We start from the raw sequence: 20,213 nt of genomic DNA on the forward strand, positions 1-20,213 counted from the left end.
GCTGCTGGCCGAATAATAACCGGCGCTGGTGTGGTAGGAAATGACATAGCTGGCACCGGCCGTCACCGAGATAGGCGAGTTAAAGCTGGCGGACTGCCAACCGGTGGCGGTCTCATTGGTGAAGGTAACGGTGCCAAGCGGCGTGCCGGTAGCGGTCCATAGCGTGCCGGTATGGACGCCGGTATTCTGCGGCCCCTTGTAAAAGCGCATTCCGGTGATTGTACCGTTGGAAGCGACGGTGAATTGCATGCCCAATTCGACCGAATTGCCGTCATTGACCGAAATGGTCGCCGGCGTGGCGTTGGCGGCAAAAAGCCCGCTACCCTGCGCTTGGGCGGTCACGCTCAGCGATACGCCGGCTGTGGCCGTACCGCCTCGCCCATCGGTGACCGAATAGCTGAAGCCGGCAGCGCCGGCATAACCGGCATTTGGTGTGAAAGTGACGATATTGGTCTGCGCATCAAAACTGACCGCGCCATTGGACGCGCCGCTGACGCCGCTGATGCTGAGCGGATCGCCGTCGGGGTCGGTATCGTTGAGCAGAAGCGCCGCCGCCGCGATCTGCAATGGCATTCCCTGGCCTGTGGAATAGCCGCTGTCATTGGCGGCGATCGGCGCCTGATTGGCCGGACCGGCCGCAGTCGAGGCCATTACGACGTCGACCCAGTAATTGGCGCCATTATAGGTGCCGGTGGGAAAGAGATTGCCGCTGCCATAGGTGAAGACGCCATTGCCGGCGGCGGGTGCGGACAGCACCCCGTTGACACGGTCGGTGACGAAATAATTCGCGCTCGATGCGTAATTGCCGTTGCTGTGATAGCTGGCGACATAGGTGGTGCCGGCGGTGATCGGGATGGGATTGGCAAAAACCAGGGTCTGCCAGCCACTGGCGGTTTCATTGACAAAGGTCCCCGTGGCCAGCAGGGTGCCGGTACTGCTCCACAGCGACCCGGTATGGGTGCCGGGATCGGCAGCGCTCCGGTAATATCTGACCCCCGTGATCATGCCGTCGGTCGAAGCGACGAATTTGACGCCGAGATTGACGGGCTGGGTGTCGGGATTGGACGGCGTTGCCGGAGTATCGCCAGCCGAGAACAGCGAGCTGGAGCTGAGCTGGCTGACGACCTCCATATTGACAAAGGCCGAGCTGATGCCACCGCGCCCATCAGAGATGGAATAGCCGAAGCTCGCGGCGCCGGTATAGCCGGCATTGGGGGTGAAGGTGATGGTTTGCGCCTGCGCATCGAAGCTGACGCTGCCCTGGGAGGCCGCGCCGGCGCCAAGCAGCATCAGGGGGTCGTTATTGGGGTCGATGTCATTGGCCAAAAGGGCCGCAGCCGCGAACGTCATCGGCGTGTTGCGCAGGAGCAGATAGCCATCGTCGTTATTGCCGGTCGGCGCCTCGTTGGGCGTAGGCACCCCACTATAGATCACGTCCACCCAATAATTGCTGCCGGCAGAGGCAGTTGTCGGAAAGGCGTTCTGGCTGGCATAGGTGAACCAGCCATTGGTTGCGGTCAGCGCGCCGCGGCTATGGGGCGTGGTGAAATAGTCGGCGGTAACCGCATAGCCCAATGTGCCGAAATAGCTGGCGACATAGGTAGCGCCAGCAATGATCGAGACCGGCGTGTCGAAGATAACCGTCTGCCAGCCACTGGCGGTTTCATTGGTGAAGGTCGCCGTGGCCAGCAGCGTTCCGGTCGAGGTCCAGAGCGAGCCGACATGCTGGCCGGCATTGCCCACACCCTTATAGTAGCGCAACCCGACGATGCTGCCGGACTCGGCAGCGCTGAAGGAGACGCCCAAGGTTACAGGATTGCTGTCGCTGTCATATGGCGTGGCGGGCAGGTCGGTCGGGGCAAATAGATTGCCCGAGCCACCCTGATCGACGGTAACCGTTATCCCGGCGCCCGGCGTTTCGAGATTGATGCTGTCATCGACGGCACGCGTCAGAATAGTGTAATTGCCGCCTACCAGCGGGGTCCACACATAGCTCCAATTTGTGGTGCCCGTAGCGCGGTGCCAGGTGGCGCCGGCGTCGGTGGAGACTTCCACCACCGCGACAATGCCATCGGCATCGGTAGCAGTGCCAGTGACGGTCACGGTCTGCGCTGCCTCCAGGCTGCCGGTGGCGGTGGGAGACGTGATGGTGCTGGTGGGGGCGACGTGGTCGGTGCTCTGGGCCGCAACGACCAGGCTTTGCATCAGGGTTGCCGGCTGCACGCCCATCTCCGCGAAGAGATTGATCATGGCCTGCTGCACGTTCGGGTCGGTCGGCGTCGGCTCGTTGTCGTGATGGCTATCCAGTCCCCAGGACCAGTAGACGGTGCCGGCACCGAACACCAAGGCGCCGCTGGGAGCCCGATAGAGCGTCAGGCTGTGCGATGAGGTGCCCGGACCGACCGAATTGCCGTAGTCCAGCAGGAGTGTGTTGACATCGAGCGTCGTGGAGGACAGCGGCACCAGGCCGGCCGGACGAAAGCCGTTGTCGAGATCGGAATCCCATTCATAGCCGAGCAGGTTCTGGGTCAGGGTATAGACCTGGCCCGGTTGCAGATCGGCAACCGCCGTGTTGCTCCAGAAACGGAGCTGCGACATCTCGTAAGGAACGTCGATGGCATCGAGCCGATAGGAATCGACGGTGAAGATCGTGCCGGTCAGCGCGTTTTCCGGCCGGCCCGAGCCGAACACCGGATCGCGCCAGGTCGAGGTGGTGCCGAGCGGGTCGGTATCGGCATTGTCCCAGCGCTCCTTATAGGCGACCATGGTCTTGTAGGGTGTGCCGGAGCCATCGATGCTCGCCTCCCAGCGGATCTCCCAATAGACCTCGTTGCCGCTCCAGAACGACAGATTGACGCCGGCATCCCGCGCCGCCTCGACATTGTCGCGCTGTTCGGCGGACCAATATTCGTCGTGCCCGACGGAAAGGAAAATTTGGCTGTTGAGCAATTGCGCAGCGGTAGAAGCGGTATCGATGCCGGAAATGTAATTGACGTCGTAGCCGTTCTGCTCGAGGAAGCGGATAGCAGCATATTCAGCGCCGAAGATGTAGTCCTGCGGCCCCGCAGAAAAACCGCCATCGCGGGTAATGATCGGCCGGTTATAGCTGACGGCGCTGGCCCGGCCCGCATGACCGCCGGCATCGATGCCACCATAAAGATTATAGCCGCCCCACCAGTTATAAGCCTGCCAGGTGGTGTCGGAGGTCTGGAAGGTGATGTCGCTGGGCGCCTCGTCATCGCGCACGATGAAGGGGATCATATTGCTGCCGCCCGAGCCATCGAGCCGGGTTAGCTTGGCGAAATAGACACCCGACACGGCATCTTCCGGAATCGACCAGGAGGCCGAAACCGACCAGTTGCCGGCATCCACCAGCCTCGTATCGGGATTGAACATCGGCAAGGGCTGCACCTGCGCCGCGGTCAGGCTGCGATCGATCGCGGCGACCCGGCGCGCGCCGTCCCCGCCATAATAGCCGAGCCGGTAGATATCGATACGATAATTGGTGGAATCGGTGTTGATCTTGAAATCGACGGTCTCACCATGATTGAGGGTGAACTGGGCGGCATAACCCTCGATCGAGGGATCACCCGCGCCGATCATCCACTCACTTTCGGGCGAGCCCTGCTTCAGGTTTTCGAGCACGATGGCATTGGCCAGATTGCCATCGGTCTGCAGCGGCACGCCATTCACCGTGCCCGCCAACACCGTCATCATCGGCGCGAGCGTGCCGCTGCTGCGTGCGGAACTGACCTCGGCCGGCTCGAAATAGAGCAGAACGCGCGGCGCATAGCCGGTGGGCATGCCATTGGCCATGGTCGGGCCACCGGTGCGGATCGAACACATGGTGCAGGCGCGGCCGGTACAGGAGCCACAGGGCGTGCCGGCCGCTGCCGCCTGCCAGCTGCCGCGCCAGTCCGAGACCGCCGAGGTAGGACCGGAGTTCTCGGGGACCGGCACCGACACCGATGCATCGCCGGGCAGTTCAACCCCGGTGAGCAGGTCGGGCGCATGGGTCTCGGCCACCGCAGTTGTCGATGGGACGACACTGGTCCGGGTAACTTCGATTTGCACGGGCGCGACCGGCGCCTCCGACACAGGTGTCTCGGGGACGGGCATAAACGCCTGCGCACCCGGCAACGCGGATACTGCAAAGATCGGAGCGGCTCCCTTGCCGAAAACAGCGAATGGCGCCGAAGCGCCGCTATAGGGAGATGCAGAAACCATGTGCTTCGGACCGCTTGCGAGCCATGCCCGAACTTCGGGCCTCGCAACTTGCGTCGTGGCCCAGGCTAAATCGGGTTGGTCGCTGCGAAAGCTCGTCGCGGTTCTGGTGCGGGAGCCCGAACGATGCCGTTGCAATGACGCACTTGCAGGCGCGACGGCCATGTTCTGGAATTGCGCCGAGGGACTGCGGACAGAGTTTCTATAGGATTTCACGCGCACCCCCTGAAACTGGTCGCGCACAGGATGGCACAAGTCATACCGGCCCGAAATCAATCGAAGGATTGCTGGAAACCTAGCCCGCGGACTATCACCCTAACGTTTGCGCTGTGGCTCCGTGCCTGCGAACAAGCGAAGGCGATCACGTGGTTGCAACTAGCTCTTTCTAGCAATCGCCCCGTCTGTTTCGGATCGACTAGGGTGAATGCTCCAATCCGAGAAGGCTTCGATGTCGGCACCCGCCACCAGTCGCGCCGGTTTGCAAGGACGGGTCGGCCGCGTTACACGCCGAGACCGCGGGCGGCCCGTTGGAGCTGCGCCGCCAACGGCTCTAAAAAACCGGCTGCACTGGGCTATCGCGCTGCTTCTGGCCACCTGGGTCATGCCATTCGTGGTTTACGCCGGGCCGGTGCGGCTGACGCCTTATCGCATCACGCTGTTGATCCTGTTCATCCCGTGCCTGGTGTGGCTGGCACAGGGGCGCGCCGGGCGGTTACGGTTGCCCGATATTCTGCTGCTGCTGTTTTCGCTCTGGTGCGTCATCAGTCTGGCAGTGGTCAATGGGCTGGGTACGGCTATCCAGACCGGCGGAATCCAGGTTCTGGAGACGCTGACACCCTATCTTCTGGCGCGCTGCTGCATTCGTAGCGCAGACGATTTCCGTACCTTGGCCCGGGTGCTGACATGGATCATCGCAGCGCTCTTGCCATTCGCAGTTTTCGAGACCATCACCGGCCGCAATCTCTATCTTGAACTGGCCTCCCATATCCTGCCCAGCATCGGAGTGACCGACAAGGACCCGCGCTGGGGGCTACGGCGCGTACAACTGTTCTTCGAGCACCCGATCCTGATGGGCGTGTGCTGCGGCAGCGTGCTCGCATTAACCCATCTGGTCGTGGGTCGGGAGTTTTCATTTTTCCGCAGATGGACGACCAGCATCGTGATCGGCCTCACCGCGATGCTCTCACTGTCGTCGGGTCCGTTGAGCGGTCTGGTGATGCAAATCGCGCTGATGGGCTGGAACCGGGTCTTCGGGTGGCTGCGGGCGCGCTGGCTGCTACTGATTTCGCTTGTTGGGCTGTTTCTGGTCGCGGTGTCGCTATTCGCCAAGCGGCCGCTGCCCAATATCCTGCTATCCTTCGCCTTCGATCCCGATTCAGCATTCTTCAGGCTGGTGATCTGGACCTATGGCACACGCTCGATCAGCAACCATCCCTGGTTCGGCGTCGGCACCGGCCCCTGGGACCGGCCGGCCTGGATGGCACCCAGCATCGATATGTTCTGGCTCTACAACGCCATCGTCTACGGCTTGCCAGCCGGGTTGCTGATGCTGGCGTTTTTCATGACGGCGGCGATCTCGGTGGGATTGGCCCGCAATCTGAGCCCGCTTCACTACGATTATCGCGTGGCTTATCTGGTCTCCATGGCTTCGTTCTTCCTAACCGGATGGATGGTGCATTTCTGGAACGGCACCTATGTGTTCTTCCTGCTCATGGTCGGTGCCGGCATGTGGCTTTGCGATGCGAGCCCAGCGCAGCAGGAACCGACACCGCGGCGAGGCCGGGCGCAGACAAAGCGTCGCATATTCCGCTCAGAGATTGCTCGACAGAGGACCGCGGCGAATGGTCTGCTTGGCGAGAAGCTTGAGCCAGTTGACCGATAGCCGCGCGGTCGGAGACAGCGACAGACCATAAAGCCGGAACGCCGTCGCTGCCGGGCCGTCACCCCGGTTCAGGGCCATGCTGGCATGACGGAAGGCCTCTTCTGCCAGGCGTTGCAGGCAGGTATGCTCCAGCCGGCCGGAAGGATCGAGTTTGCGGACACCATTGGCGAAGAAGGCCCGAAACGCCTTTTCTCGCGCCATCAGATCGGCCAGCCCGTCATAGGCGATCGACATATTGTCATCGTGGCGGCGATAAACTGCCTGATCCTCATCGATATAGCCGACATCGCCCACAGCCGCGAGACGCAACCACATTTCCATATCGCCGCTATGCAGCAGATTGGGCAGATAACCGCCCATCTGCTGCTGCAATTTGCGCCGCACCACCACTGTGGGCGACAAGACGATATTGCGAGGCCCCGACAGGTCGACAAATTCCCGGCCCGACAGAATACGCTCGGGCTGGCCCATGGTCGCCACCGCAGGCGCCGGAACGCCACCGGTCGATTTTCCCTCGACCCTGGCGCGCCCGAAGGCAAAGCCGACTTCGGCGTGGCGCTGCATCAGCCCGGTAGCTCGTCCCAGCGCTCCGGGCAGCAGATAATCGTCGGCCGACAGTAGCAAAAAATAATCGCCGCTCGCCGCGGCGATACCTTCATTGAAAGTGGCGATATGCCCGATATTGCGCGGATGTCGGATCAGGCGGACACGGGCATCATCCTGCGCCAGACGCTCGGAAAGCGCGCCGGTGTCATCGCTGGACGCATCGTCAATGATCAGCACCTCGACCGTGACCCGCACCTGGGACAGAATGCTTTGGACGCATTGTTCCAAAAAGCGCGCATAGTTGTAGCAGGGGACCACGACAAAAACCGACGGCAGATGGCGGTTGGCCGGGTTCACGACGCAACCGGCAGGCTGGTGCGCATGGCCCGCGCCGCACTGATGCGCAGCACTTTGGCATGACCTTGAAGCGCCTGATCCGGGTGAAAGCGCGCGAGTGACTCTGCGCGCAATTGTGCGCGCCGTCCTGCCCAGACTGCCCGCTGCTCGACCATGTCCGACATGGCGGCAACCAGCGCCGCGCGATTGACTTGCGGACGATATAGCGTCCTGCCAATGGTGCGCCAATTGACCGCTAGCGGTTCTCCCAGCGGATTCGCGACGACCACGCCACGCGTTCCGTCCTCACCGATCTGTTCGCGCGCGCCTCCGACATCGGTCGAAATCACCGGCAGGCCGCTGCACAGCGCCTCCATGGTGGCAAGCGACCAGCCTTCGAAGTAGGAGTTCATCACGAAAGCATCGGCGCCGGCCAGCAACGGCCCCGTCCAATGCGCATGATCACGCAAATGCACGCGCTGGCGGCAGGCCAGGCTGGCGCACAGGCGGCCGATCTGGGCCATATAAGCCGGATTGTCCGAACGCCCCGCGAGCAGCAGGTGCGCATTGGGGTGGCGCTCTGCAACCTCCCCAAATGCTTCGATCAGCGCATAGCCGTTCTTTTGCAGCGCATGACGCGCGAGCGAGACGAAGACGAATTCGTCGCCCAGCCCGAGCCAGTCGCGTGCCTGCTGTCGGTCGACCTGCTCCACCCTGTTTGGATCGACGCTATTGGGCACGGTGACGATGCGGGCAGGATCGAAGCCCGGATTGCCCTGCAGATATTGCCGGCGCACCAGTTCGCTGACCGCAATCAGCTGAGCCTTGGCACTTGAGCGCAGTGCCTCGTCGGCCCAGTCGATATCATAGAGATCGTGCATGCCGTGCAGCGTTTCGACGAAAGGTACGCCTGCCTTGCTTGCCAGGTCCAGCCACCAGCGCGGAGGACAATGGGCGCTGATGATATCGGGCTGCCACTCCGCTAACAGCATGTCCGCCTCCACCGGGCCGACATCGTCGACCCTGATGCCTTCCTGCTTCAACAGTCGCGGCAGCCGCCCGCCGGTTCCGGCGTCGCCGTCAACACTGGAGCCGCTATGCGCCACCATGGTAGAAATGCCATATTCGGGCAGACGCCGCGCCAGGAACGCCGCAACCTCGTCGGTGCCGCCGACATCCAATACGCCCGTGACGATCAGGCAGCGCAATGGCGGTCCCGCCTGGGCAGCGGCTGGTTTGCTGCTCCGCAAGGGGGAAAGCGATACGGCTTCGGGTGGAAGGCCGAGCGGTCGAGAGCCGATTAATTGGGTGGTCCATCCGGCAAGCGGATTGATAGAGGGCGCAGCCCGCTTCACCAGCCGCCGCCCCAGACGGCGCAGAGGAGGTGGCAGGATATGGGCGTGGCGCTGGGCAAAGAAAACCGCCCTCGCCAAAGGCGTGTCCCGATTTTTGCGGTCCATGACCGCTGGTGCGGCGAGCCGCCCCAATGCACGGCCGGTGCGCCTCAGAAGGCTTTGCACGATAAGGATTATCGCTGACGGATGGATGGAGAGGCTTTGCAGTAGGAACCGCCGCGCCCAGCGCGGCTTGCCGGTGGCGGCAAGGCTGCGCGAGACGTCCAGCAGGATTGCCGCGCGCTGCCTGGGATAGGCGCGCAGCAGGGCGCGGTTAGCCCTGAGAAGGCGCAGCGTGCCCAGTGCCTGCTTGCGGCGGCTGCCCGAAATGCTGTCGGCCGAAATGAAGCTTAGCATGACCGGGCGATCATCCTCGTAAATGCGCGTGCATTGACTGATCCGAACGGCGAACGCCCAATCCTCGTTGGCCTTGGCGCAGATATCGAACCAGTCGACTCCGGGGAGAATGGTCCGCCGGAACAGCGCACAGGGCAGGCTCAGCCGATTGGCGCCGAGCATGGCCCCAACCATGTCTCCACCTTTGGGATGCTTATTCAGGCTCGGAGCAACGCATGCCTTTTCCGACCCGAAGACAAAATTCGCGTCGCGGCCATATATGATGCGATGGCTGGTGACGACGCCGAATTCATCGGGCAAGCCGGCAAACAGCTCGAGTTGTCGCTCCAGCTTGTAGGGAAGCCACAGATCATCGCTATCCTGAAAGGCGATGAAGGCGCCGGCGGCGGCGGCAATGCCGGTATTGCGCGCCGCTGCCGCACCTCCATTATGCTCACGCCGGATATATTTAAGGCGCGGGTCGGCGACGGCATCAAGCACGGATTTGATATCGTCTTTGGATCCGTCATCGACCACGATCAGTTCAAAATCAGTGAAGCTTTGCGTCAGCACGCTATTGACCGATGCGGCGATGCTGGCCCTGCGGTTGTGGCACGGCAGGACGACAGAGACCGTGGGCTTCATGGATGGCTCCCGCCCATGGCGGTCGGAGGCAGAGGCCGTAATGCCGCTTTCAGGCCGGCACGGTGCACTGGCGACCCGCCCAGGCTGCGCAGTGCCTCGCCGGTCAAAAGTGCCAGCCGGAACAACGCCGTCGAAATGGCACCGTGGTGACGGGCATAATCGCGCAATCGATTGGCGGTAAGAAGGGAATAGAGCCGCGCATTCCTGCGATAGTCGCCACCAAAATGGATGACTTCGGCATCGGGAACGTAGACGATCCTAAACCCGGCCCGCCTTGCGCGGCGTTGATAATCGACTTCCTCACTATAGAGAAAAAAACTCTCATCCCAAGGGCCTATGCTTTGCCGCGCTTCAGCCGACACCGCCAGCGCCGCACCACTGGCCCAGTCGACGATGCCGGGCGCCTCATAAAGATCGAGATCGCAGATGCATTCACCCATATCGAGCCCCGAGCCGAGCCTGGCGCCGAGCAAGGCGTCCGCCCAGGCGGTCCGTAGCGACGGCTCGCGCCGCAGCGAGTGACAGAGCGCGCCGTTTTCATGAAAAATCCGGGGGGCGGCGACACCGGCTTGGCGTCGGCGCAGCGGCGCGACCAGACGCAGAGCAGCCCCTCGCGTCAAGCGAATGTCCGGGTTGAGGATCAGTACGTCCGCATCGCCGGCGATGGTAGCAAGCGCAGCATTGATGCCGGCCGCATACCCCCCATTTCGCCCGGTGCGGATCACCCGCGCGCCAACCGGATGAGCCTCCGCCATCGCCGCCGAGGCATCGCTTGAAGCATTGTCTGCGATAACGATTTCTGCAAGCGATAAACCTTCAAGGCCCGCATGCAACGTATCGAGCAGACCGACAATGGTGTCGGCGCTGTTAAAGGTGACGACGATAACCGCCAGCTTGCGATCACTGGGCCGTATTCCCGTCATGTCGTTTGCTGCGGTGAATGTCATCTGAACCCCGGCATTGCCTTGAAACTAAGCTTCGGGTTCCCAGAAGGTGAATTAGAGATTTAAGGCTAGCCGGGTGCCGTTTTGTTTAGCTGATAGCTAAAGTTAGGCACCCTGAAACCAGCTCGTGACAACGCCGGCATCACTAGTATTCACGGCCCGTTGCTGTCCGATTGATTGTTGGCGCATGCCCGGCCCCCTAGCCTTTTCGCGGTAAGACGCGGGAGGTCTGGATGGCGTTCGATCTCGATACAATGAACAATGCGGCGACGCGGCCGATCGGTCCTGGTCGCCAATTGCTGTTCGGGCTGCATATCGACGGCATGCGCATGGATCAGGCGCTGGAGCGCTGTCGGCAGGCTATACTGACGCGCAAGCCGGTGCTGATCGGCGTGCTCAACGCCGCCAAGATCGTCAACCTGCGCCGCGACCCCGGCCTGCGCGATGCATTACTGGACTGCAATCTTTTGCTGGCCGACGGCCAATCGGTGGTCTGGGCCAGCCGGCTGCTGGGAAAGCCGCTGCCGGAGCGCATCGCCGGCATCGATCTGTTCGAAGCGCTTCTGGGCCTGGCCCACGCGCAGGGACGCGCCGTCTATCTGCTGGGTGCCAGGCCCGAGGTCCTGGCAGCGCTGGAACGGCGTATCGACCAACGCTGGCCGGGGCTGGCAATCGCCGGCAGCCATCATGGCTATTTCAGCGATACCGAAGCAGCCGGTATTGCCTCCGACATTGCTGCCTCCCATGCCGACATGCTGTTTCTGGGCATGGCATCGCCGAAAAAGGAAATCTTCCTCGGCCGGTTTCGGAGTATTCTGGAGGTGCCGGTTCTGCATGGCGTGGGTGGCTCCTTCGACATCATGGCGGGCCTGACCAGGCGCGCGCCCCCCGCCTGGCAGAGGCTGGGGCTGGAATGGGCCTATCGGCTGCTCCAGGAACCGCGCCGACTGTGGAAACGCTATCTGGTGACCAACAGCGCCTTTGTCGTGCTCACCCTGCGCGAAGCGCTGCGGCCCGCTGCGGCGCTGCAGCCGACACGCCGACGCCAAGGCACGCAACCTGCCCGATCCGAACTTTGACGCCGCCCCTCCCCGCTTACAGGATGAAATCATGTTGAACGAAGTCTTTGACGGAAAGCTCGTCGTGGTCGGGATGGGCTATATCGGCCTGCCCACGGCAACGGTATTGGCTACGCGTGGCGTGCAGGTGATCGGCGTTGACGTCAATCCGCGCATCGTTGACGCCATCTCGCAGGGCGAAACTCCGTTCATCGAGCCCGACCTTGCGGTGGCGGTAAGCGGCGCGGTGGCGATGGGGCGGCTCTCGATGTCGTCCGACATGCCCGAGGCCGACGCCTATATCATCGCCGTACCGACCCCGTTCAATACCGATCACACCGCGGACCTATCCTATATCCAGGCAGCGGCCGAGCGGATCGCCCCGAAGCTGCGGCCAGGCACCATCGTAGTGCTGGAATCCACCAGTCCTCCCGGCACCACCGAGAAAGTCAGCCAATGGATCGGCGCGCTGCGGCCCGACCTGAACATGCCTCATGCATCCGGCGCGGCCGATATCTTCGTGGCTCATTGCCCCGAGCGTGTGCTGCCGGGACGCATCATGATCGAGATGATCACCAATAACCGCGTCATCGGTGGCCTCACCACGCAATGCGCGATCAAGGCAGCGAGCATTTATCGGGTATTCTCAAAGGGAGAGATCCTGCTAACCGACGCCGCCAGCGCCGAAATGGCCAAGCTGGTTGAAAACGCCTATCGCGACGTCAACATCGCCTTCGCCAATGAGCTCTCGCTGATCACCGAGGCCCTCCGGCTCGATGTCTGGGAGGTAATCCGGCTCGCCAACCAACATCCGCGCGTCAACGTGCTCTCGCCGGGGCCTGGGGTGGGCGGGCACTGCATTCCGGTCGACCCCTGGTTCATCGTGGCGGCGGCTCCTGAACTTGCCCGGCTGATCCGCACCGCGCGCGAAGTCAATGACCACAAGCCCCATCATGTCGCCGATCAGGTCATTGCCCGGGCGCAGCGTTTCCGCTCGCCTTCCATCGCCTGCCTGGGGCTGACCTTCAAAGCCAATGTCGATGACATCCGCGAAAGCCCGGCCATCGATGTGGTCAGCCTGATCGCCAATGGCTTGCCCGAGGCCGAGATCATGGTCGCCGACCCTTATGTCGAGGAACTACCGCCCAAGCTGGTCTGCAACGCAAATCTGCGGCTGCTGGGAGCCAGCGAGGCGGCAGACCGCGCCGATATCATCGTGCTCCTGGTCGAGCACGACGCCTTCAAGGCACTGCGCCACGCCCGACATAACGGCAAGGTGGTCTATGATACGCGCGGCGCCTGGGCCTGAACACGGGGGCGGGCAGGTGCAAAATCCCTCGGCCGCGGGGAGAGGCCGAAATAGTGCTCGATGGCCGCAACGCAACGATCGGCTGCGTGGCCGTCACCATAGGGATTGACCGCTTTTGCCATGGCGTCATAGGCGCTTCGCTCAGTCAGAAGCGTACTGACCACATCGACGATCAAATCCTCATCCGTTCCCACCAGACGCACCGTGCCGGCGAGCACCGCCTCGGGGCGCTCGGTGGTTTCGCGCATCACCAGAACCGGCTTGCCCAGGCTCGGCGCCTCCTCCTGCACCCCGCCGCTATCGGTCAGAACAATGTCGGATGCCTGCATGGCGCCCACGAAATCGCTGTAGCCAAGCGGCTCGGTGATGAGCACGTTTTCCAGGGACTGCAATTCGGGCAGCAACACTTCGCGCACCGCCGGATTGAGATGGGCCGGCAGGAGCAGCAGCACATCCGGAAACCGCCTTGCGATACGCGCGATGGCCCGTGCTGATCGAGCCATCGGCTCGCCCCAGGATTCGCGCCGATGGGCGGTTACCAGAATTGCGCGCCGGCCAGCGAGCATCTTCAAATCGGGATTGGTCGGCGGCAGCCGCTGTGCCACCACCTCCAGCAGGGCATCGATCACCGTGTTGCCGGTCACGCTGATATGCCGGGAGGGTATGGCTTCGACGACCAGATTATGGCGCGAAGTCCGGGTCGGAGCCAGATGCAATGCGGCGATCCGCGAAACCATGGCGCGATTCATTTCCTCGGGAAATGGGTTGCTGGGGTCGCCGGTGCGCAAGCCGGCCTCGAGATGGATGACCGGCACCTTCTGGTAGAAGGCCGCGAGCGCGGCCGCAAAGCAGGTCGTTGTGTCACCCTGCACAAGCACGGCATCGGGCTGCTCAGCTGCGATCAGTGCTGACACACCATCGAGCGCCCGGCAGGTGATACCCCGCAATTGCTGACGTTGAGTAATGATGTTGAGGTCATGTGTCGGCACGATGCCGAACAACGCGTTGACCTGGTCCAGCATTTGACGGTGTTGGCCGGTAACCGCAACCACGGCCTCCAGATGGGCCGAGGCACCGATGGCCGCGATCAATGGCGCCATCTTGATGGCTTCAGGCCGCGTTCCGTAAACAACTAGGATCTTGCGCATCGATACGTTCCCCGCGCCCGCCCCGTGCGGACCGCAGAACGAGGCTAGGTCGACCCCAGCACAGCTAGAATACCTAAATTTTCCTAAGACGGAGGGGAGAATGGCGGCCGGCCCAACCCTTTGGATAGGGAAGCGCCTCGGCATCGCCTGTCATGACCTACAGACCACGGTCTTCATAATTCATTAAGCCTATCGCCACACGAAACGACCGTCCAAAGAACCTAGATCCTGCCCCGATAGGGTGGCCACGGCCTCCATTGGCGAGGGTCTGCCACGAAAGACTAAGCCGCTCAGAGCAGTTCCTGGAATGACGGAAAGGGCTACCGTCGCTCAATAACCTTGCGATCACAGCACGCAAACGCCCGAATTATGAGTGCTGACTATTATCCGGCTTCATCCGGTCAACATCGGGCATTTGTGTCGTTGTAGCTTGCAGCACAGGTGAGGCTGGCAATGCTTGACACTCTCTTTGAGTCCTCCCGCCGCGTCGGACCCGCTTCCTCCCATGTCCAACGGCACCAGCGCAGCGATCATCGTTTTTATCCGATGGTCAAACGGGTTGCCGACGTGACGGCGGTGCTTCTCGGCGGTGCGCTGCTATTGCCGTTGATTGTGATCCTGGCCGCGCTGGTCCGTCTCGATGGCGCTTCCGCATTTTATCTGCAACCTCGCCTCGGCCGCGGTGGTCGGGTATTCCGCATGTGGAAGCTGCGCACCATGGTCCCGGATGCCGAAGCGCGGCTGGCGAGCTATCTCGACGGCGATCCGGTGGCTCGCGCCGAGTGGGACAATAATCAAAAGCTCCGGCATGATCCGCGCCTGACCCGTATAGGCCGGCATTTGCGCCGTTACTCGCTCGATGAATTACCACAATTGTGGAATGTTCTGATCGGCGACATGAGCCTCGTCGGCCCCCGCCCGATGCTTCCCGCGCAGCGCCATCTTTATCCGGGCACGGCCTATTTCGACCTGCGTCCTGGGCTGACCGGCCCGTGGCAGGTCAGTGCGCGCAATGGCTGCTCCTTTGCCGAACGTGCCGGCTACGACAACCGCTACGCGCAGGAAATATCCGCCTCCACTGACCTGCGGATCCTGGCACAGACCTTCAGCGTGGTGTTTCGCGGCACGGGCGTCTAGCAGGGCCTCAAGGCTCTGCGGTCGCGTCCGCTACATCGGAAGCCGAAGCCAGACCTCCCGGCAATTCCATTTGCAGCGTGACCTTGACCAGGTCTCCCGGCAAGAGGGTGCTGGCCTCATTGGCGTCCAGTGTTACCGGCTGCCCGTCCTGCTGGCGCAGGATCGCATAGCTCAGGCTGGTGCGCGTTGTGCGAGCCAGCGTGGTATCCCGCTCGAACTGCAATGATTGGCGCAGCATGCGCGTGGTGGCGATCTGGCTCAGCGCCATCTTTTCCAACCCCGCCTGTTCCTGCTGCAATTGCAGGGCTGCGTTCGATTTTTGTTCGTCCTGCAGCTTGGCCAGGTCCCGTTGCGAGCGATTGAGGTTTTCACGCGCGGTCATTGTGGCGATCAGATTGTCGAGCTTGTCGGAGCGCAGATTGGAAAGGATGCGCTCGGCATCGGTCAGGCGCGAGACAGTGGCGGAGCCGGCGCTGACGAGAGCGGTGAGCGCATCGACCTGCTTCTGCGCTTCGGCGATCTGCTCATCGATAACCTGGGCTTTCTGCCCCAGCGCATCGATCTCGGCGTTATAGAGCTCGGCAAGTTGGGTCAGGCCGGTCTGCTGGCGGTCGAATTCGTTGAAATGGGCCTGAAAGATCCGCCGCTCCTGCTCCATGATCTCGGCCGCCGTCGGGTCGGTTGCCTTCAACTCAGGTGGGAAGATAATCTGTTCGTCGCTGGAAAATTCACTTTTCAGCCGTGCCAGCCGCGCCGTGGCGCGCAGGATATCGGCATTCACCCCATCCAGATCGCTTTGCAGCCTGATGGTTTCGGACAGGCCGGGAGCGCCCTCCTGCGACCGCGGTTCACCGCCCGCAAGGGCCAGGGCATGCATTATGGTCATGCCGGGGCGAAACGCGTACTGGCCGGGTGTTGCGACATTGCCGACGACATAAACCGGCGGGTAATCCAAAACCTGTACGGACGCATCGGGCGCATCGAGGAGGCCGAGTTTGGCCTGAAGGCGCCGGCCGATTTCGGCACCCAGTTGGTCGGCCGTAAAACTGCCGACATCGATGGACCCCAGCGTCGGCACGGTGACCGAGCCATCCGGCCCGACCTCGAGGTCACCGCCCAACGCATCCCAACGCTTGTAGTCGCCGGTGGCAGCCACGAATTGCACGACCGTGAGCCGCAACTTGGTCTGCGGCAACAGATCCATAGGTGCTGCCATGCTGATCGAAGCGAACGAGACCGATGCCAGCAGCGCGGTCCAGAAGATGGGGCGCTGCGCGCCAGTCCGAAGGCAATGGAGATGGGACATTGTCATTGACCGCCCGTGGCCTGGAAAAAAGCTGTCCTAGCCTACCCCTTCGAGACGAGGTGCAGAACCGCCCAGAGCGGACTAGCTCAACGGAAGTAGCATGAGCCTCAGGCTCATCCGTGTTGACGATGGTGCCCCGCCGAGATCCGCCTTTATGGTCGAAGATGAGATTGCTTTGCACGCAGCGTTTTTGGCACCGGGTGATCGATGATCAATGCTCTGAACAATATCGACTTCAGGTTTTATTTCTGGCTGTTCCTGCGCAGGTTGCCCCTGTTCCTGTCGGTTGTGGTGTTGACCGCCGGGCTCGGCATTGCGCTGACGCTTTTATGGCCGCCCTCCTATCAGGCAACCGCAAAAATCCTGGTGGAATCGCCGCAGATTCCGGCGGATCTGGCCAAATCCACGGTTCCCACCAGCGCCGCCGAACAGTTCCAGATCATCCAGGAGGACGTTCTGTCACGGGAGAACCTGCTGGCGCTGGCGGACAAGTTTGCAATCTACAGCGATGCCCAGGACATGACGCGGACCGACATGTTCGACGATATGAAGCGGCGGATCGAGATCGTGCCCACGCCGGTCGAGACCGCCACCGGGAGCGCGGTGGCAACCGTGTTCCATATTTCGTTCAAGGCCCACCGGCCCCAGATTGCCGCCGACCTGGTCAATGACCTCGTGACCATGATCCTCAACAAGGACGTGCAGTTACGCACAGCGCGGGCCACCGACACCGTGACCTTCTTCACCCAGGAAAGCCAGCGGCTGGATGCCGAATTGCGCGTTATCGACAGCCGCATTCTGGCCTTCAAGAGCGAACACATCGACGCCATGCCCGACAGCATCGATTTCCGGCGCAACCAGCAGACGGCCCAGCAGCAGCGGCTTCTGGCGCTGGCGCAGGAAGAAACGACCTTGCGCAGGCAGCAGACGGAATTACAACTGCGCCCCATCGAGATTACCGCCATGCCGGCGACCCCCGAGGAGCAAAGCCTGCTGGCCCTGCAACAAGCGCTCGCCCAGCAGCAGCTTTCCTTCGCCGAAGACAGCCCCACCATCGAGGCCCTGCGCACCCGTATCGCCGCCCTGCAAAAGACCATTCAAAGTCCGCCCGATGCCAACGCCGCCCCGCTGAACTCGCGCGATATCCAGCTTGCCGACATCAGCGAACGGCTCGCTGCCATCGGCGATGAACGGGCAGAAATCAACAAATCCATTGCCAATCTGACCATGTCCATCGCCGCGACCCCCGGCAATGAAACGATGCTCAACTCGCTGCAGCGCGATCATCAGAACCTGCAGGCGCAATATGATGCAGCCATCGCCCGGCTTGCCGATGCATCGACCGGCCAGCAGATCGAATTTTTGCTCAAGGGGGAGCGATTGTCGCTGATCGATTCAGCCGTCCCCCCGCAGGTCCGGCAGGGTCCGGGGCAAAAAACGCTGATCCTGGCCAGTCTGGGCGCCGCGCTATTGGCCGGGCTGGCCACGATCCTGGCCCCCGAATTGCTGAACCGCCGTATCCGCCGTCCAGACGAGTTGGCCGAGCGACTCCAGATCGTGCCCTATGTCACCGTGCCCTATATCGACCGCCGCTTCCGGCCAGCGCGACTGGCGGTAGGCGTGGGCATGGTCGTTGCGATGCCCCTGCTTCTGCTGGCCCAACCGGGCAATCTCACGCCCCAAAACAATCTATCGGCCCCGACGCTGGCTGCTATCGGCACCCCCGGCACCGGGGCCCAGGAGAAGACTTGGCCATGATCATGGATACCAGGATCCCCGATTCCGAGCCCCGTTCGGTCAAAATTCTGTCCGTGTGCACCGATCCGATCTCCTGGGCGGCGATGACGCCGCTGGCAGCCGATCCCAAGCGAATGCAGCGCGAGCGTATCGTCACCTTCGCTCGCCAGCACCCCGCCTCGCAGGCCTTCGACATCATGCGCACCAAACTGCTCAAGGATGCCCGCAATGGGCATTGGCGGACCATAGGCGTCACCGCTCCCACTGCCGGATGCGGCAAGGCGACGGTCGCCGCCAACCTGGCCGTGAGTCTTGCCCGGCACGATCAGCTTCGCGTCGGCCTGATCGACCTTGATCTGAGACACCCCCGCATCGCGCAGATTTTTGGTCGGGAAGGCCCATACACCACCCAGCAATTCCTGCGCGGCCAATGCCTGATGGAAGATTTTCTGATGCGGCTTGGCGACAATCTGGCTATCGGGGCGAGCACCGATAGCGTTATCTGCCCCGCCGAGTTGCTGCATGGTCCGGGCGCTGCCCACATGCTCGAGCGGATGCGCGAGGAGCTGGGGGCCGACCTGATCCTCTACAATCTTCCTCCATTGCTGGAGAGCGATGACTGCCTGGGGCTGCTGCCTCTGATGGAGACATCGCTTCTGGTGGTCGGCGCCGAATTCAGCACCATTCCCGATATCGATGTGAGCGAACGCGAATTGCAGACCGCAACCAGACTGCTCGGCGTCGTTCTTAACAAATGTCGATACGACGCTGACCAGAACAGCAATTTCCAGGCCTGAGATCCCGCGGCACCGGCCTCAATCTTCCCGGAAGGTCCGGCTGAACCGATCCTGGATCGGCGCCATCAGATAGGACCAGACAGTACGCTCGCCGGTCTGGAAGAAGCTTTCCACCGGCATGCCCGGCACCAGCGCCGCGCCCTGCGGCAACTTGCCTATCTCGGTGTCGGCAATATTGATACGCACCGAATAATATTGAACGCCGGTGGCAGCGTCCCGCACCAGATCGGGAGAAATGGTATCGACGCTGCCTGTCAGGTCCGGAGTGCTGCGCGCATCGAAATTCAGCAGCCTTATATCTGCATCCTGGCCGACATGGAGCTTGTTGATCTCCATCGGGCTCACGCGCATATCGACCACCAGATGCTCTTCCTCCGGCACGATCAGCATCAGCGTATCGGCGGGGGTGATGACGCCTCCGACCGTCTGTACCCTGGATTGGTGCACGGTGCCGGCGATCGGGGCGCGGATATCCAGCCGTGCCAGCCGCGCCTCGGCGGCGATCATGCGCTGCATCAGTTCGGCCACCGTTTGCGAAACGGTCTGCAACTGGGCGAGTGCCTCCGAGCGAAAATCGCTGACCGTCTGGTCGGCCTGCATGCGCAGCTCGGCAATCGAGCTTTGCGTTGCCGTGATCGAGGCCTCGACGCTGGCTATCGTGCCAGCAAGCTCGGCAGCGCTGCGCCGGGTTTCGTTCAGCCTCTGGTTGGACACCAGATTCTTGTCGAACAGCGCCGTCAGCTGCGTCAGTTCTTCCTCGATCACGCCCATCTGCTCATTATAGGCGTCGAGCTGGGCCTTGTAGCCATCGATCACCGAGCTCTTTTCAGCAATAAGCTCATTGAGCCGCGCCACCGCGTTTTCGAGGGACAGCTTGCGTGACTGACGCAATTGCTGCTGGTTGGCGAGCACCACCGACAGCTTGGGATCGAGCGGCCAGCTCGCCGCAATATCGGGCAATTGCATCATCATGTCGCCGGTGCTTTCGGCAGCGAGCCGGGCCTGCGTGCCCAGACCCTCACGCAATTGGCTGCGCACCACTTCGAGCTCGGCACGCACGGCGACATCGTCGAGCCGGATCAGCACCTGGCCAGCCTCGACATGCTGGTTGTTCTGCACCAGGATTTGCCTGACGATGCCGCCCTCGGGATGCTGGACCTCGCGCGAGCCGCCTTCGGCCACGACCACGCCATTGGCGATTACGGCGCCATCGACCCGGGTGATCGCCGACCAGCCGCCTAGGCCGAGCACCAGAACGGCGATGACACCGAGACCGAACACGGAATGCCGGCGCAGGCTTTTCAGATTGCGATCCGCGGTATCGCCGGGCAGCACGCGCTGTCCGTTCAGGTTTATCGCTTTAGGCACTCTGCTTCCTGACAATAGTCTGCGGGGTCGAAATCTGGAGCAAAAC

General features: G+C 62.3%; 13 protein-coding genes. 6 read left to right on the forward strand and 7 right to left on the reverse strand.

The window, feature by feature from the left end; genetic code table 11:
* Positions 1–4,026, reverse strand: a 4,026-nt coding sequence (locus VDP82_RS03150) for a DUF4082 domain-containing protein (RefSeq protein WP_323013383.1), incomplete at its 3' end; no start/stop codon positions are given.
* Positions 4,027–4,672: 646 nt separating this feature from the next.
* Here VDP82_RS03150 and VDP82_RS03155 point away from each other — a divergent pair.
* Positions 4,673–6,106 carry an O-antigen ligase domain-containing protein gene (locus VDP82_RS03155; RefSeq protein ID WP_323013384.1) on the forward strand — a complete coding sequence of 478 codons (1,434 nt, stop codon included), beginning with the start codon at positions 4,673–4,675 and terminating at the stop codon, positions 6,104–6,106.
* On the opposite strand, the gene VDP82_RS03160 is transcribed toward VDP82_RS03155, so the two are convergent.
* Genes VDP82_RS03160 through VDP82_RS03170 form a run of 3 tightly spaced genes read right to left on the reverse strand, consistent with a single transcriptional unit; the run spans position 6,035 to position 10,310 of the window.
* A complete protein-coding gene (locus VDP82_RS03160; RefSeq protein ID WP_323013385.1) occupies positions 6,035–7,009 on the reverse strand; it encodes a glycosyltransferase family 2 protein in 975 nt (324 codons plus the stop codon). The genes VDP82_RS03155 and VDP82_RS03160 overlap by 72 nt on opposite strands.
* Positions 7,006–9,363 (reverse strand): glycosyltransferase, encoded by a 2,358-nt coding sequence (locus tag VDP82_RS03165; RefSeq protein WP_323013386.1) that lies wholly within the window; start codon positions 9,361–9,363, stop codon positions 7,006–7,008. Before VDP82_RS03165 ends, VDP82_RS03160 begins: the two co-directional genes overlap by 4 nt.
* The gene (locus VDP82_RS03170) at positions 9,360–10,310 is read right to left on the reverse strand and encodes a glycosyltransferase family 2 protein (protein WP_323013387.1); all 951 of its coding nucleotides are present in this window, start codon (positions 10,308–10,310) and stop codon (positions 9,360–9,362) included. The genes VDP82_RS03165 and VDP82_RS03170 overlap by 4 nt, the downstream gene beginning before the upstream one ends.
* 230 nt (positions 10,311–10,540) lie before the next feature.
* Here VDP82_RS03170 and VDP82_RS03175 point away from each other — a divergent pair, with 230 nt between their 5' ends.
* Positions 10,541–11,386, forward strand: a complete 846-nt coding sequence (locus VDP82_RS03175; RefSeq protein WP_323013388.1) for a WecB/TagA/CpsF family glycosyltransferase — start codon at positions 10,541–10,543, stop codon at positions 11,384–11,386.
* 31 nt (positions 11,387–11,417) lie between these two features.
* A complete protein-coding gene (gene wecC, locus VDP82_RS03180; RefSeq protein WP_323013389.1) occupies positions 11,418–12,674 on the forward strand; it encodes a UDP-N-acetyl-D-mannosamine dehydrogenase in 1,257 nt (418 codons plus the stop codon).
* Here the strand turns inward: wecC and wecB are convergent.
* On the reverse strand, positions 12,647–13,822 hold the full coding sequence (gene wecB, locus VDP82_RS03185) for a non-hydrolyzing UDP-N-acetylglucosamine 2-epimerase (RefSeq protein WP_323013390.1): 1,176 nt from the start codon (positions 13,820–13,822) through the stop codon (positions 12,647–12,649). The genes wecC and wecB overlap by 28 nt on opposite strands.
* Before the next feature lie 453 nt (positions 13,823–14,275).
* On the opposite strand from wecB, the gene VDP82_RS03190 reads away from it, so the two are divergent.
* Positions 14,276–14,959, forward strand: a complete 684-nt coding sequence (locus VDP82_RS03190) for a sugar transferase (protein ID WP_323013391.1) — start codon at positions 14,276–14,278, stop codon at positions 14,957–14,959.
* A 7-nt stretch (positions 14,960–14,966) separates the two neighbouring features.
* Here the strand turns inward: VDP82_RS03190 and VDP82_RS03195 are convergent, their stop codons facing one another.
* A complete protein-coding gene (locus VDP82_RS03195; protein WP_323013392.1) occupies positions 14,967–16,265 on the reverse strand; it encodes an SLBB domain-containing protein in 1,299 nt (432 codons plus the stop codon).
* Positions 16,266–16,472: 207 nt separating this feature from the next.
* Here VDP82_RS03195 and VDP82_RS03200 point away from each other — a divergent pair, with 207 nt between their 5' ends.
* Together VDP82_RS03200 and VDP82_RS03205 are read left to right on the forward strand one after the other, a co-directional pair.
* Positions 16,473–18,023: a GumC family protein gene (locus VDP82_RS03200; RefSeq protein WP_323013393.1), complete on the forward strand. Its 1,551-nt coding sequence runs from the start codon at positions 16,473–16,475 to the stop codon at positions 18,021–18,023.
* A gap of 2 nt (positions 18,024–18,025) precedes the next feature.
* A complete protein-coding gene (locus VDP82_RS03205; protein ID WP_323013394.1) occupies positions 18,026–18,799 on the forward strand; it encodes a CpsD/CapB family tyrosine-protein kinase in 774 nt (257 codons plus the stop codon).
* Between the two features lie 18 nt (positions 18,800–18,817).
* On the opposite strand, the gene VDP82_RS03210 is transcribed toward VDP82_RS03205, so the two are convergent.
* Positions 18,818–20,167 carry an HlyD family type I secretion periplasmic adaptor subunit gene (locus VDP82_RS03210; protein ID WP_323013395.1) on the reverse strand — a complete coding sequence of 450 codons (1,350 nt, stop codon included), beginning with the start codon at positions 20,165–20,167 and terminating at the stop codon, positions 18,818–18,820.
* Positions 20,168–20,213 lie beyond the last annotated feature (46 nt).

The organism is Devosia sp. (assembly GCF_034675085.1).
Lineage (GTDB): Bacteria > Pseudomonadota > Alphaproteobacteria > Rhizobiales > Devosiaceae > Devosia.

Bases quoted from the DNA above. Each gene is read 5' to 3' on its own strand.
- VDP82_RS03170 (WP_323013387.1), bottom strand. From the start codon at position 10,310: ATGACATTCACCGCAGCAAACGACATGACGGGAATACGGCCCAGTGAT.
- VDP82_RS03165 (WP_323013386.1), bottom strand. From the start codon at position 9,363: ATGAAGCCCACGGTCTCTGTCGTCCTGCCGTGCCACAACCGCAGGGCC.
- VDP82_RS03205 (WP_323013394.1), top strand. From the start codon at position 18,026: ATGGATACCAGGATCCCCGATTCCGAGCCCCGTTCGGTCAAAATTCTG.
- VDP82_RS03200 (WP_323013393.1), top strand. From the start codon at position 16,473: ATGATCAATGCTCTGAACAATATCGACTTCAGGTTTTATTTCTGGCTG.
- wecB (WP_323013390.1), bottom strand. From the start codon at position 13,822: ATGCGCAAGATCCTAGTTGTTTACGGAACGCGGCCTGAAGCCATCAAG.
- wecC (WP_323013389.1), top strand. From the start codon at position 11,418: ATGTTGAACGAAGTCTTTGACGGAAAGCTCGTCGTGGTCGGGATGGGC.
- VDP82_RS03195 (WP_323013392.1), bottom strand. From the start codon at position 16,265: ATGTCCCATCTCCATTGCCTTCGGACTGGCGCGCAGCGCCCCATCTTC.
- VDP82_RS03155 (WP_323013384.1), top strand. From the start codon at position 4,673: ATGTCGGCACCCGCCACCAGTCGCGCCGGTTTGCAAGGACGGGTCGGC.
- VDP82_RS03175 (WP_323013388.1), top strand. From the start codon at position 10,541: ATGGCGTTCGATCTCGATACAATGAACAATGCGGCGACGCGGCCGATC.
- VDP82_RS03190 (WP_323013391.1), top strand. From the start codon at position 14,276: ATGCTTGACACTCTCTTTGAGTCCTCCCGCCGCGTCGGACCCGCTTCC.